We start from the raw sequence: 13,216 nt of genomic DNA, 5'->3' as shown, positions 1-13,216 counted from the left end.
TTTCAATCCTGCATCTAATAATAAATATGATACTATGTCCGTCGCAGAGGATTTAAAAAAATGAAGCGAACCCAAAAAGTTATTCAGTATATAGAAAAAATAATGAAAGATTCAACGAATGATGTCGATAAAATCAATGAGTTTATATCTAACTCAAGGTTAGATAGTTTAAATAAATTACAGGGGTTAAATAACTCAGAGCGTTATATTGACTATCAAATTTTATTGAGTTATTTGTTAACAGCTACAGATACAATATACATGCGGCAAATATACAAAAAAGATAACAATTCACCATATGAACTCGAAAAACTTTACTACCATTATAATTTACTCTTTATTTTGAATTATAATGATGTCGATAAGAACAGAGAACATTTCTTAGATCTTGCCAAGCAAGGTGAAATTTTACTCATGGATTTTGCTTGTAATGATTTTCGAATAGGGCACTTTTGCTACGATAAAGTTATTGAAAGTATTCAATCGGGTAAAATGGCAGAATCACTCCCTATGTACACTCGACCACAGAAATTAGGTGTCCTAGCGATTGAAATGCTGGCAAGCGAGAAAAACCAAACAATAGATTGGGAAAGCGCCGGAATTCCTATTGACCCATTCTATCAACGTTTCTGCCAAGAAGCATTGTATAATGAAAATCACGATGTTATCGCTCAATGGCTTGTTACATTGTGCGATAAACATATCGAATGGTCGGCCATGTTTAGGGATAATGACGACGAACAACGTTCAACGGGATATGAAATTAACATGGAGCTTTTAGTCTCTTGGCCTTTTGAATATCAAGCGGTTAAAAATTTCCGGGCTAAACATGGATTAACCACCCCTGTCATAGATCATCCGCTATTAAAAACGCCAATGGCGATCGAACACCGTCCTGATATGGTGGGCTGGAAGCAAAATATGCCATCAATTTATTATCAGATAATTGATGACCTCATTACGATTAATCCCGAGCTGCAAGTTATTCATAAACTATTTTAATCATGAACAATAGGCGGTTAATTTACCGCTTTTTAAAATGGGTAATGTCATGAAGCTGACGGCACAAAGTAAACAAATTATTTGTGATAATAAGCTGCAAGCTTTTTATCTTGATGCAGTTCACTACTTTGAAGAAGAACATCGCGTAGCATTAGATCACCATGAAATTAAGCGAGAGGCCTTGTTTAATCAATTAAAGAAAAATTATGTGTATTTTGAATCTATTGGTTGAGCAAGCCAATATTTGTGTGTTACGCAGACAACATTCATGCTCTATTGTGGGAAATTTTACGCACAGTCACCGTTATTTCAAACGGTACAAGAGCATCTTGAGCAAGTAGTTTTGTTCAAAGACTCAAAAGTAAAGTATGGTTAGAAGGTATGATTGAGTATTATCAAACTCTCGATTTATCACACAACGTCAGTGAAATCATCGATTATGCCAAAAAATGCTATCTGGTTATCGGTAATGAACCCTTGATACTAAAATCAGGAATTGAATTGTTTCTATTAAAGGATATGAATAAATAATTTACTGATAACTATAAAGAAAAAGAGTTATTCTTAAAGCAAGTACTGGAAAATATCAATACAGTGCAGATACGTAAAGAGAACATTGTCTTTCTCTGTCTCGTTGCACAATATTTAGACGGGTTAAACTGTTTTTGAACCATGTAGATAGACTCATTAAAATAGAGTCAATAATGCGTAGCACAGTTAATGGTCGTAAAATTATTTTAAAAAATGATACCATCGGCACAGATGGCATGGTGCTGACCGGTTCATCCCTTGCCAAACAAATCCAAGGAGTCGCCTGTGTGAGTGAATCAGTTTATTGCCCTTTATGTAAAACAACAGGTGCTATCGTCGAGGGCGACGGTTTAATGAAAATCAACGGAATTCCCGTCGCACTTGAAGGTCACAAAGTGGCTTGTGCGTGTGTGCTTGTCGCAGTGGATTAAGCAAGCAGTAAAAAAAGTATCTTGAGCGGGGTGCTTTAATCATAGGGGGTAAAACAATAAAGAATGAGTGAATACAGTTGTTAGTCAGTATGTTAGTTTTAAATAATGAATGATTATAAAGATGATTTCATTTGCAAAATTGAGCCACCGCCACCTGAGTGGGTTACGTTTGAAATCAAAACGACGATGAAGGATAAGTTTGGGTCAAATGCAACACCAAAAAGTGGTGAGCCAAGTGAATCTCAAAAAGATTATATTGGAAATATAAGTAAGCATACTGGTCTAGTAAATATATCTTTTGTTCAAGGACATAATGATTATAATTTAAGTAGAGCTCAAAGGAAAATGTTAGTTTAAATTAAAAAAGATATCAGTAAGAGTAATATTGCAGGTTTTAAATTAACGGTTGCTATTGATGGTAAATTGGATGTGTCAAGCAATAATAAATACGGTTCTTTCTATATAATTGAGGCGTTTAAATAAATGACCAGAGCAAATGATATAATTAAATATGTAGAAAAAAGAGTCAATCAAACAACTAGGGATGTTAATGACATTGAAGATCTTATAAATGAAGATTTTATTGAAAGCATTGAAGATGTAATGCATGATAATAATGAGAATAAATATATTGATTACATGTCTATTTTGGACTTTAATGCATCATCAATTGCAATGATATATATGTTTCAGTTGTATAAAAAAGTTAATAAAGTTTTCTACACATTTGAACGTTTTTTTTATCATAAGAATTTAAACTATATATTGGGTTATTATGATAACTATAAAAGACACAAATGCTTTTTTAACCTTGCTGAGCAAGGCGAAATTTTATTAATGGATTTCGCTTGTGACGATTTTAGAGTTGGACATCTTTGCTACGATAAAATCATTGAAAGTATTCAATCGGGAAAAATGGCAAAATCCCTTCCAATGTATACCCGTCCTCAAAAATTAGGCGTGTTAGCCATTGAAATGCTGGCAAGTGAAAAAAATCAGACCATAGATTGGGAGAGTGCAGGTATTCCTATTGACCCGTTTTATCAACGATTCTGCCAAGAAGCACTTTATACTGAAAGTCATGACGTTATAGAACAATGGTTGATTACTTTATGTGACAGGCATATTGAATGGTCTGCATTATTTGCAGAGAATGAGAATGAACAAAGCTCAACAGGCTATGAAATTGATATGGAAATTTTATTAGCGTGGCCTTTTGAATACCAAGCCGTAAAAAATTTCCGTGCACGACACGGGTTAACAACGCCTATTATTGATCATACGCTATTAAGAACCCCCATGGCTATAGAGCACCGTCCAGATATGGTGGGGTGGAAACAAACGATGCCTGCTATTTATAATCAAATAATTGATGATATCATTACAATTAACCCAGAATTGAAAGTTATTCATACACTATTTTAACCTCGATAAATAGACAGGGATTCGCTTTTTTCTGTCATCCCTTATATATCTAATTTGTTTAATCCAATGAGTTGTCAATTCAGATTAAAGGGTCCGGTGCATACTGGTACAATTCAGTCCACTTACCAGCACTATCGAGTCTCGTTGGATAAAACGACCTAAATCTGGGGCGTAGTAGTGGTACGTGTTATAGTGTAATCCTACCTCTTTGTTGAAATAAGAAGCGGATGTTGGAGCAGGTTTCACATTTTATTGTCAATATGTTAAATGCTTGTCTGGGGGAATATCGGGCAGAGAAGATACCCATGTTATCAAGCAACAAAACTAGTTCCCATTGAATATTCGGTATTTTTTCAATTGCTAGTGGCCTTTTCTCACGTACGCAGAGCGCTTTTTTAACTCGACATTTTAGATTGAGTCCTAAACGGCCATAAACGCGTTTATGATTAAAGGGATAGCCTTCAAATCGCAAACGGTAATCGTATTTCCAAAATCCAGATTGTGGTGACTGGGTTAAAACGGATTGTATATCCTCGATCACCGCTCGATTTTTTTCACATCAATCTCACTGCCGACGATAAAACGTTGCCCCGGACAACAAAGTCATCTGACAAGCCTTACTGACTGATAAACCTGCCTCTTTTATTGATTGAACGCAGGACGTCTTCCCCGTTAGTTACTACCAACCTTTTTTGCAAAAAGCGCTTTCATCGCATGGTTTTCAAGGCTGACTTAAGCGTTGAGTTTTTTTCAAGCTCTTTTAATGGTTTAACATCATTGGATTACATACGTAAGCGGTTAATGAACCACACATACTAAACAAACTCGTCATTTGCCATAGTAGCTTTTTCATTGGAGGGACTATGGAACAACAAAGTAAACGAGAATACTGGACTGCAATTCTAGAGCAGCAACGACAAAGTAATTTAGGCATTAAGCAGTTTTGCTCGGAGCAAAACATAAGCTATCAGACTTTTCACTATTGGTCGAAAAAGCTCACGCAATCCGAGCCTGAAACCAGGGTTCAACCTATCGTGGTGACAGAGCCTACCGTGAGCACAAGTTGTGTTGTGTTAATTCTCAATAATGGCATTCGAGCAGAACTGCCGGCAACGCTTAGCTCGCAACAAATTAAGACTTGGTTTGAAGCGCTACAATGATACCAACAGGTAAGGTTTTCCTCATCTCTGGAGTCACGGACATGCGTAAGTCCATTGATGGACTATCGTTGATTGTCGCGGAGACTCTTGAGATGGATCCGTTTAGTGAGTCTTGGTTCATTTTCTGCAATCGTACCCGAGATAAATTGAAAATCTTGTTTTGGGATACTAATGGCTTCTGGCTGTACTATCGTCGCTTAGAAAAAGGGACCTTCAAGTGGCCAAGACCCAGTGAGGACGGAGCCATTCATATTACTAAGCAACAACTGGGTTGGCTTCTTTCGGGGTTAACGCTCGAACATGCCAAAGCTCATCGTCCACTTCATAATCTAGAAGTGTGACCGCTGATACTGATCGTCACGTTGGGCTTGAACGATCCTTTTTTGCTGTCATACTTAAGTCATTGAGATGACCAGAGCCCAGACATGACCGACCTCCCTGATGATATCGACCAGCTAAAAGCTATGCTGCTTGAGCTTCACCAACAGAACGAAGCAAAAGATAAACTCCTTGCGGCAAAGCAAGAGGAGGTTGCCGAGCTCAAAACCAAAATTGAGTTGTTGATTGAACAGCTCAATTTAAGTAAGTCAAAGCGCTTCTCATCACAAAGTGAAAAAATACCCAAAGGTACCTTTAACGAAGCGGAGCAACAAAAGAGTACGGCTAAATCCGACGACGACAAGAAAAAAACAGGCCGTAAGCCTTTTCCAAAAGAGCTCGAGCGTGAAGTTCATAAACATGAACTCAATGCCCCTTATTGCGACTGCTGCGACGAGCCTTTACATCAATGTGGTGTTGAAACTTCTGAAGAGCTGAAAATCATCCCACAGAAGGTTAGTGTTATACGTCACGAGCGAACCAAGTACGCTTGCCGGCAGTGTGAAAAAACACAGACTGAAACAAAGATTATCACAGCCCCAAAACCCGCAAGTATGATCCCTAAAAGCCTAGGGAGTGCAGATGCATTCGCCGCTGTAGTCACAGCAAAATACGTTGATGCTCTGCCACTCTATCGCCAAGTGGATATTCTCAATCGCTCTGGTATAGATATTAGCCGCGCTACACTGGCCAACTGGTGCGTTCAGTTAGGAAGCAAAGTGCAAGTCATTATTGATGCAATGAAAAGTGAGTTATTGAAAGAAAAGCTCATCTGCGCGGACGAAACCACTGTTCAAGTATTACGTGAAGAAGATAAGAAAGCACAATCTAAGTCATATATGTGGGTCTATCGTAGCGGTGAGTTCGTCAATAACCCAGTGGTTATCTACGACTATCAAGCCAGCCGCAGAGCAGAGTGCGTACAAGACTTTTTAGGTAGTTACTCTGGTTACTTGCTATCGGATGGCTACAGTGCATACGACAAACTTGAGGACGTGACTCAAGCTGCTTGCATGGCGCATGTACGCAGAAAGTTCACTGATGCTCAAAAAGCTTCACCATCAAAAAAAGCGGGCAAGCCAGAAAAAGCACTGAACTTTATTAGCAAACTATACGGTATTGAAAAGAAAGCCAAAGGGCTTGACGCAAAATCTCGACACCAACTACGACAAGAAGAAGCCAAACCTATTTTAGATGAGTTCAAGCAATGGCTTGACAGTCAAAACGTTCTCCCTAAAGGATTACTTGGCAAAGCCATCACTTATACGCAAAACCAGTGGCCTAAGCTGCTTACCTACCTTGAAGACGGCGATATAAGTATCGACAACAATGTGACCGAACGAGATATAAGGCCGTTCACGACAGGTCGCAAAAATTGGATGTTCTCAACGTCGGTAGGCGGAGCAAAGGCGAGTGCAAACTTGTATAGCCTCGTGATGACTTGCCGCGCTAATGACATGAACCCTTATTATTACTTCCAACACCTGTTTACCGAGTTACCAAAACGAAGTCCGAAAGATGATGTGTCGGATCTCATGCCATGGAACGTAGAAATCAGTGAGGTTGAGTAAAGCTTTACTGGTTCATTAAGCGCTTACATCGCCACAATCGGGATTTTGGAAATGCTATTTCCGACTACGATTTCAAGGCTATCCCTTTAATCATAAACGAGTTTATCGCGTTTATTGTCAATTGGGGCTAAACCTGAAACGACGGGTTAAAAAAGTGCTTCCGAAGCGTGAAAAGAAGCCATTAGTGATAGAAAAATTCCCAAATATTCAATGGGCACTGGATTTTATGCTCGACAGTTTATATTGCGGTAAGCGGTTCAGAGCCCTCAATATTATTGATGAAGGAACATGTGAATGTTTAGCGATTGAGGTTGATACGTCACTACCGGCTGAGCGTGCCATCAAGGGGGCTTGACCGTTTAAAAACCGAAAGAGGGTTACCGAAGCAGATCCGAGTCGATAATGGTCCTGAATTCATTTCAGTTAATTTATTGAATTATTGTGAAGATAACCAAATTTTGCTGTGCCGTATTCAGCCGGGAAAACCACAACAAAATGGGTTCATCGAACGTTTTAGTAGCTCGTTTCGCCGTGAATTTTTAAATGCGTATTTATTTGAATCTTTAAGCCAAGTTCGAGAATTAGCATGGTTTTGGCAACAAGATTATAACCAAAATCGAACGCACGAAAGCTTAAATCACCTCCCTCCGGAGGCCTATCGTAAACAGTTAGAAAACTCTAGTTTAGGGTGTCTCAATTAATGGGAAGTGGACATAACCTTAAAGGTCAGTGGCTGAAAGAGGCAGTTTTTGAGACCGGCTTCTCCTTTACCATTAAGATTTTAAACGGCTGTTGGGTATTAATACCGGACTATGAGGATATCCGAGCAATAAAGCAACAAAACCAGCAACAGCAAGCTCAGTTCGCCGCATTTAAACTTAAGATTAAGGCGCTGTTCGGGGGAGTGATCTAACGACAATTTACTTGCTTTGGTGTAATATTTGTAGCTAAAACGGGTAATTACACGAGCTTGTAATTTAAATCATAAGTTCGTCAATATCTTTACGATAATTCTACTTCTACTGAAAAATCGAAAGCAGTTAAACCGGCATCTTCTACTCTTTGTTTAAACTTATCCGTAACAAAAACCCGACTAATATCTTCGTCAATAGTAAATAGATACTCATCTGTAATGTTACTTTTAATGAGGACTGGCTTCTCAATCATTAATCCATTGGGATATTCCCGATAAACAGAATTCTTTCTGTCAAAACATTCTGAAAGCGGATTGGTTGGATAATAGCCAACGAATTTTTTCCGTTTGCTCTCAGTTTTAACTGGTAATATTTGCCCCCTTGAACTCAGAATATCAGATAAGGATACTAATGCACCCTCACTAAAAACCATAAATGGAGATAGAGCGCTGCTAAAGTCAAATTGATAATTTTTCTTACCAAAATCATTAGCCCTTAGTTCTAGAACTATATTGGTATATGTGTTGTTAAATTTTTGCCATTTTTGTCCCATTGCTCTTGCTATTATGCTTTCTTCTCTCGCAGGATAATCTTGGATAAAAGAGCAGTAATTCATTGCATCGGATTTTAAATAATATATTTTATTACTCATAATATTTTGTACCAACTCGCATCTCGACTTGAAGAAGAAAGAATGTTACGGATGTTTGATAATTCATCTAAAACACCTTGTTTTCCACCAGTTAGGTCTGCCTGAATTATTCGTTCATTAACCGCATCGATGTAGTTATTCGGATGTCTACCGTTATGTTTAATACCAGACAGCGACTCATCAATGTTATTTTTATTAGGCAAGAAAACCCCATTACTAGCATCATCAATATCAATGCCATGTTTTTTTAGAATATCCCTCGCTGGTTTCACTCCTTTAGATGTATCCCCTACTATGTGGTGAGCGGCTGAGTTTGCAGGTCTAGGAGTACCAACTGAAACCATATTTCTCGATAGTTTAATCGCACACTGTCCCCACGGATCCACCCATGTCAGCGGATTTGGCGCATACTGATACAGATTTAACCCGCCTGCTAACCCTATCGGGTCTTGCTGGGTAAAGCGGCCTAAATCCGGGGCGTAGTACCTGAAAGTATTATAGTGCAGACCGGTCTCTTTGTCGAAATATTGCCCTTGGAAACGCAGGTTTTGTTCACTGTTAAACTCACTGGTAGGGTGGGCCTGACGCTGTAAATTCCCCCAAACACCCTATTGGCCTTAGCTAAAAATTATATATTCAATACTATAACATATGGTTTAATATTAATATCGTTAAGTTAGTAGTCATTAACCTAATGTAACTCAACACAAAAGCCATGTTTACTGAATATATCCGTTAAAATTGAAATATAGCTTTCTGAATATTTTTTTATGTTTTTGGTAGTGTCGATATTTTTTATCAATATATTACTATTAAGGAAGGTTATTTTTTTTTCCATTACTTTTTATATTTATTAGACTATCGTCTAGTGCGTCTAAATTGCTGCCAATATAACCTTTCCATCCAAAAAATGCCTCACCCAGTAAGCAATATAAACTTGGTATGTCAGATATATGAGTACAGTCAATTACAATTTTTTTTTTGATATCATTGTACTTAATGCCGCTCTGTTCTAAGCATAGCTCTAACCATATTTTTTTATATTCAATTGACATGTCTCTCCAATTAATATTGGTATCATTCAAATTCCATAATGAAAGGAGTCTAGAATAATTATTAATATATCTAGAGTTAGTAATACTATCAAGTGATGAAAGTAATATACAATTGTTTTGATTTCTATTAAATTTAGCTGAATCAATGATATCAAATGAAGCTAAATATTCATATCCATGTGGTTTGGCGATGCTTAAATTTGTTAAGCTATCAATCTTAAAGTTCTGATTTGAGCAATTTATCCATATATCTTTCAAAAAAACCATATAGAAATGTTCTACTTTGATTATTTTTATCAAATCCACATGTCCAATTTCTACGTTATTTGATTCTAATTTTAGCTTAAATGGCATACTAAATCCTTATACATTGGTTCTATTCAATTAACACTTAATGTTACCCATCGGTTTCCAGTCTGAATGAATTTTTTGATAATGATCTAAGGTATATCCATACTTTAGAATAAGGAATACCCATAGAATTCACACCATTGAGTTGTAAAACCCGATGATTGTTGTCAAGTCTAGGTACTTCATATTCTATAGCGCCTTACCATTTTAGGTATTCTTTTCCTTGATATATTTTAGGATTACCTTTGGTATCTAAACGAGGAACACCGCCTCCACTTTTTATACATCTAATGCGGCATTAAATAAGTCTTGTATTTTCTTAGAGTAATTAGGTTGCTTGTTCTTCGCCCAACCCCACGGGTCCACCCATGTCAGTGGATTCGGTGCATACTGGTACAGATTTAACCCACCCGCTAACCCTATCGGGTCTTGCTGGGTAAAGCAGCCTAAATCCGGGGCGTAGTACCTGAAAGTATTATAGTGCAGGCCGGTTTCTTTGTCGAAATATTGCCCTTGAAAACGCAGGTTTTGTTCACTGTTAAACTCACCGGTAGGGCGGGTCTGACGCTGTAAATTCCCCCAAACACCCTATTGGCCTTGCTAAACGATATTGTCCACTCCCCATTAATTAAGACACTGCAATTTAGAGTTTTCTAACTGTTTACGATATACCTCTGGAGGGGGGGATTTAAGCTTTCGTGCGTTTGATTTTGGTTATAATCTTGTTGCCAAAACCACACCATTTCACGTACTTGGCTTAATGACTCAAATAAATATGCATTTAAAAATTCACTGCGGAATGAGCCATTAAAACGTTCGATAAAGCCATTTTGTTGTGGCTTACTGGGTTGAATATGACATAGCTCAATCTGATTATTTGTACAATAATTCAATAGGTTGGTTGAAATAAGCTCAGGTCCATTATCCACGCGTATTTGTTTCGGCACTCCTCTGTCGACTTTTAAGCGTTCAAGCACTCTAATAACCCGTTCAGCTGGCAACGATGTATCCACTTCAATCGCCAAACATTCACGTGTTCCCTCATCAATAATATTCAATATTCTGAAATGCTTACCACAATATAAACTGTCATGTACAAAATCCAATGCCCATTGAACATTCGGGACTTTTTCAATCACTAAGGGGCTTTTTTCTCGTTTTGGCAGTATTTTTTTAACTCGATGTTTCAGGTTTCACCCTAAACAGCAATAAACGCGATAAACTCGTTTATGATTAAAGGGATAGCCTTGAAATCTTAGCCGAAAATAGCATTTCCAAAATCCCGACTGTGGCGATTTAGCTAAAACTGATTGAATAGCATCAATCACTGCACGATCTCTTTCACGCCAATTTAGCTGTCGGCGATAAAATGTTGCCCGAGGTAATGATGTTAATTTACAAGCTTTAATGGCTGATAAACCTGCCTCTTTTAAAGCCTGAGTACAGGACTTCTTTTCCGCCACTACCAATCCTTTTTTGCAAAAAGCGTCTTCATCGTATGATTTTCAAGGCTAACTTCTGCAAACATTTTTTTAAGCTTGGCATTTTCCTCTTCAAGCTCTTTTAATCTTTTAACATCATTAGCTTCCATACCACCATTATAATAAGTAATATTACTGATCGCCATTTTGGCGACAAATATCTTCCACTTTCATCCCTGAATCAGCGAGTTTTAAGATATTAACGATTTGAGTCTCAGTAAAACGAACTTTTTTCATCATGACCTCTGCAAATTTTAGAGCAGAAAATCTAATTATAGCTGTCTTATTTTAGGGGAAGTGGACGAATGGCATTCGTGGTATAAATGGTTTTGCGGATATCATCAGGGTAAGCAAAAAACGTATTTACGTTTTCCCAATGCGCATACCAACTTTTCAACTTTTGCTAATTTGCGGGTATTTTTTGTTCCATATTAAAGCGAATTTTTCCAATGCTATCAATGCAGAAGCCTCTGTTGCGGCACGATAGATGGTTTTCAGCCCCGCAGTCACAGCCTTGTAGTCTTTCCAAGAAACGTAGCGCACCATATGAATGATGCACAGCTGGATTTGTGTTTGAGGATAAACGCTATTTATCGCCTCTGGAAAGCCTTTTAAACCGTCTACACAGGCAATCAGGATATCTTGAACACCGCGATTTGTAAGTTCAGTAAGAACCGATAACCAAAATTTAGCCCCCTCATTTTCCTCCATCCACATGCCCAAAAGCTCTTTATGTCCTTCAGTATTGATGGCTCATGCAAGAAAAACAGACTTATTGATAACCCTGCCATCGTGACGCACTTTGACAACAATACAGTCAAGATAGACAATGGGATACTGCGATTAGAGAGGCCGATTTTGCCACTCTTGAACTTGCTCTTTAACAGCATCGGTGACTTTTGAAATCAGCGTCGTACATTTCCTTGAATGTAGCGACGATTTCACGGGGGGCATTCCTTTTGCATAAAAGGATAAAATTTGACTGTCCATCTGAGTAATGCGAGTTTGACTTTTCGTAATCAACTGAGGCTCAAAACTGCCTTCACGGTCACGTGGCGTGTTCAATTCAAAATCACCATCGTCCGTGAGTAATGTTTTAGATGAATAGCCGTTACGCATGTTAATACCTGTTTTGGTACTATTTTTCTCATGACCTAGGTGCTCGGTTAGTTCAGCATTTAATGCTGTTTCAACCGTCAATTTAGTCAGCATGCGAGTGAACTGATTAAGATCAGCTTCGGTCTTAATCCCTTTTGCAAATTCTGCTGCAAGGGCTTTTAGTTTTTTCTCGTCCATAATATGCCTGCTTTGTTGTTGGATTTAACCTATCAAAAGCAGGCAAATACACAATTTAAATTACAGTCTCATTTAGTTCGGAATAAAATCCATAAACATTTCAGTTTCTATGACCGAATTATTCTCGATACTTGCAATAAAGATAGGGTATGAATCATAATCCACATGTAGCACCCACATTTTATAGCCATACTTTTCAATAAAATCTTGTAAGAGGCTAAACTTTTCTGCGAAGTAATCCGTACTGCTTTCAAACTCTTCATTCTCTAATTCACTGTTATCAACATGCTCTTTAAGCGTTTTGAACAGCTGTTCTTTTTCAAGGGTAGGATCAAATTGGGAGATCCGCTGAGACAAAAAGGTGATTAACTGATCATCATCATCTTCACCACGCCAATCAATAGCGACAACGATATTATGACTGTGACAGAAGATATCAAACAGTAGTTGTAACCTATCGTCGTCATCTTCATCAAACACAGCTTCTAAATCCGAATAGTTTGAATATTTTTCATCTTCTAAAACATCATCGGGATGATGAATAGCTTTTTGCAAAAGTGAATTCCACTCAGCGAGTTCGGAAGGCGGTAATATGGAAGAGGCAAGAGTACTGATTTGTTCCATTTCATCTTCATCAAAAAGAGTCGTATTTTGTTCCATGATCATAAGGCCCATGTTTAATTTTATTTATCTATTAAAGTTAAATTATACAATTTGATGAAAAGGCTGAACAAGATTATTCTTGTTTTTGGTTTTAGTTAAGTCGATGCTTTTTACTGATGATAATGAAAAGTATGAGTTAAATAATTAAGTAATTCGATAGGGGAATTAATTAACTGTAGGAGGAGATCAGATCTTTCAATCTTAGAGTTAGGGTTTAAAGCTATTTGTGAATATTTTTATATTAGCTATCGTTAAATAAGCGTGATTGATAGGGAGTTTTTAACAATAGGCGAGCATGGTTTAAAA

14 protein-coding genes and 5 pseudogenes are annotated in these 13,216 nt (G+C 37.7%); 10 read left to right on the top strand and 9 right to left on the bottom strand.

Annotated elements, in window-relative coordinates; all coding sequences use genetic code 11:
- Positions 1 to 60 precede the first annotated feature (60 nt).
- The 5 genes from I3B46_RS17415 to I3B46_RS17395 all read left to right on the top strand — a co-directional run bounded on the left by I3B46_RS17415 (position 61) and on the right by I3B46_RS17395 (position 3,389).
- Positions 61 to 1,002 (top strand): hypothetical protein, encoded by a 942-nt coding sequence (locus I3B46_RS17415; protein ID WP_040132429.1) that lies wholly within the window; start codon positions 61 to 63, stop codon positions 1,000 to 1,002.
- A 49-nt stretch (positions 1,003 to 1,051) separates the two neighbouring features.
- Positions 1,052 to 1,234, top strand: a complete 183-nt coding sequence (locus tag I3B46_RS22550) for a hypothetical protein (protein WP_102957315.1) — start codon at positions 1,052 to 1,054, stop codon at positions 1,232 to 1,234.
- Between the two features lie 472 nt (positions 1,235 to 1,706).
- Entirely contained in the window at positions 1,707 to 1,964 is a 258-nt protein-coding gene (locus tag I3B46_RS17405; protein WP_104873253.1) for a PAAR domain-containing protein, read from the top strand.
- Between the two features lie 105 nt (positions 1,965 to 2,069).
- Positions 2,070 to 2,321 carry a hypothetical protein gene (locus I3B46_RS17400; protein WP_231405872.1) on the top strand — a complete coding sequence of 84 codons (252 nt, stop codon included), beginning with the start codon at positions 2,070 to 2,072 and terminating at the stop codon, positions 2,319 to 2,321.
- A gap of 126 nt (positions 2,322 to 2,447) precedes the next feature.
- Entirely contained in the window at positions 2,448 to 3,389 is a 942-nt protein-coding gene (locus I3B46_RS17395) for a hypothetical protein (RefSeq protein WP_104873254.1), read from the top strand.
- 84 nt (positions 3,390 to 3,473) lie between these two features.
- On the opposite strand, the gene I3B46_RS22775 is transcribed toward I3B46_RS17395, so the two are convergent.
- Positions 3,474 to 3,635, bottom strand: a complete 162-nt coding sequence (locus tag I3B46_RS22775) for an RHS repeat-associated core domain-containing protein (protein ID WP_080574256.1) — start codon at positions 3,633 to 3,635, stop codon at positions 3,474 to 3,476.
- A gap of 617 nt (positions 3,636 to 4,252) precedes the next feature.
- Here I3B46_RS22775 and tnpA point away from each other — a divergent pair.
- The 5 genes and pseudogenes from tnpA (at position 4,253) to I3B46_RS17365 (ending at position 7,411) form a co-directional block, all read left to right on the top strand.
- On the top strand, positions 4,253 to 4,549 hold the full coding sequence (tnpA, locus tag I3B46_RS22545; protein WP_094961085.1) for an IS66 family insertion sequence element accessory protein TnpA: 297 nt from the start codon (positions 4,253 to 4,255) through the stop codon (positions 4,547 to 4,549).
- Positions 4,546 to 4,890 (top strand): IS66 family insertion sequence element accessory protein TnpB, encoded by a 345-nt coding sequence (gene tnpB, locus I3B46_RS17380; protein WP_034167512.1) that lies wholly within the window; start codon positions 4,546 to 4,548, stop codon positions 4,888 to 4,890. Before tnpA ends, tnpB begins: the two co-directional genes overlap by 4 nt.
- 84 nt (positions 4,891 to 4,974) lie before the next feature.
- Positions 4,975 to 6,498 (top strand): IS66 family transposase, encoded by a 1,524-nt coding sequence (gene tnpC, locus I3B46_RS17375; RefSeq protein WP_163762158.1) that lies wholly within the window; start codon positions 4,975 to 4,977, stop codon positions 6,496 to 6,498.
- Positions 6,499 to 6,526: 28 nt separating this feature from the next.
- Positions 6,527 to 7,199, top strand: a pseudogene (locus I3B46_RS17370) (integrase core domain-containing protein); the annotation flags it as partial.
- Positions 7,199 to 7,411 carry an endoribonuclease SymE gene (locus I3B46_RS17365; protein ID WP_104873257.1) on the top strand — a complete coding sequence of 71 codons (213 nt, stop codon included), beginning with the start codon at positions 7,199 to 7,201 and terminating at the stop codon, positions 7,409 to 7,411. The pseudogene I3B46_RS17370 and the gene I3B46_RS17365, both read left to right, overlap by 1 nt.
- 89 nt (positions 7,412 to 7,500) lie before the next feature.
- Here the strand turns inward: I3B46_RS17365 and I3B46_RS17360 are convergent, their stop codons facing one another.
- The 8 genes and pseudogenes from I3B46_RS17360 to I3B46_RS17325 all read right to left on the bottom strand — a co-directional run bounded on the left by I3B46_RS17360 (position 7,501) and on the right by I3B46_RS17325 (position 12,907).
- Positions 7,501 to 8,064, bottom strand: coding sequence for a hypothetical protein (locus tag I3B46_RS17360; protein ID WP_004925033.1), 564 nt, complete (start codon positions 8,062 to 8,064; stop codon positions 7,501 to 7,503).
- A complete protein-coding gene (locus I3B46_RS17355) occupies positions 8,061 to 8,408 on the bottom strand; it encodes an AHH domain-containing protein (RefSeq protein ID WP_004925031.1) in 348 nt (115 codons plus the stop codon). The genes I3B46_RS17360 and I3B46_RS17355 overlap by 4 nt, the downstream gene beginning before the upstream one ends.
- 84 nt (positions 8,409 to 8,492) lie before the next feature.
- Positions 8,493 to 8,609, bottom strand: a pseudogene (locus I3B46_RS22770) (RHS repeat-associated core domain-containing protein); the annotation flags it as partial.
- A gap of 267 nt (positions 8,610 to 8,876) precedes the next feature.
- A complete protein-coding gene (locus tag I3B46_RS17345; RefSeq protein WP_163762164.1) occupies positions 8,877 to 9,473 on the bottom strand; it encodes a barstar family protein in 597 nt (198 codons plus the stop codon).
- A 342-nt stretch (positions 9,474 to 9,815) separates the two neighbouring features.
- Positions 9,816 to 10,052 (bottom strand): annotated as a pseudogene (locus I3B46_RS17340) (RHS repeat-associated core domain-containing protein); the annotation flags it as partial.
- 42 nt (positions 10,053 to 10,094) lie between these two features.
- Positions 10,095 to 11,188 (bottom strand): annotated as a pseudogene (locus I3B46_RS17335) (IS3 family transposase).
- 156 nt (positions 11,189 to 11,344) lie between these two features.
- A pseudogene (locus tag I3B46_RS17330) lies at positions 11,345 to 12,163 on the bottom strand (IS256 family transposase).
- A 156-nt stretch (positions 12,164 to 12,319) separates the two neighbouring features.
- Positions 12,320 to 12,907 carry a DUF6630 family protein gene (locus tag I3B46_RS17325; RefSeq protein ID WP_223854678.1) on the bottom strand — a complete coding sequence of 196 codons (588 nt, stop codon included), beginning with the start codon at positions 12,905 to 12,907 and terminating at the stop codon, positions 12,320 to 12,322.
- Positions 12,908 to 13,216: the final 309 nt, after the last annotated feature.

Source organism: Providencia sp. 2.29, assembly GCF_015832305.1.
GTDB lineage: Bacteria > Pseudomonadota > Gammaproteobacteria > Enterobacterales > Enterobacteriaceae > Providencia > Providencia stuartii.
This window is presented reverse-complemented; position numbering and strand designations above follow the sequence as displayed.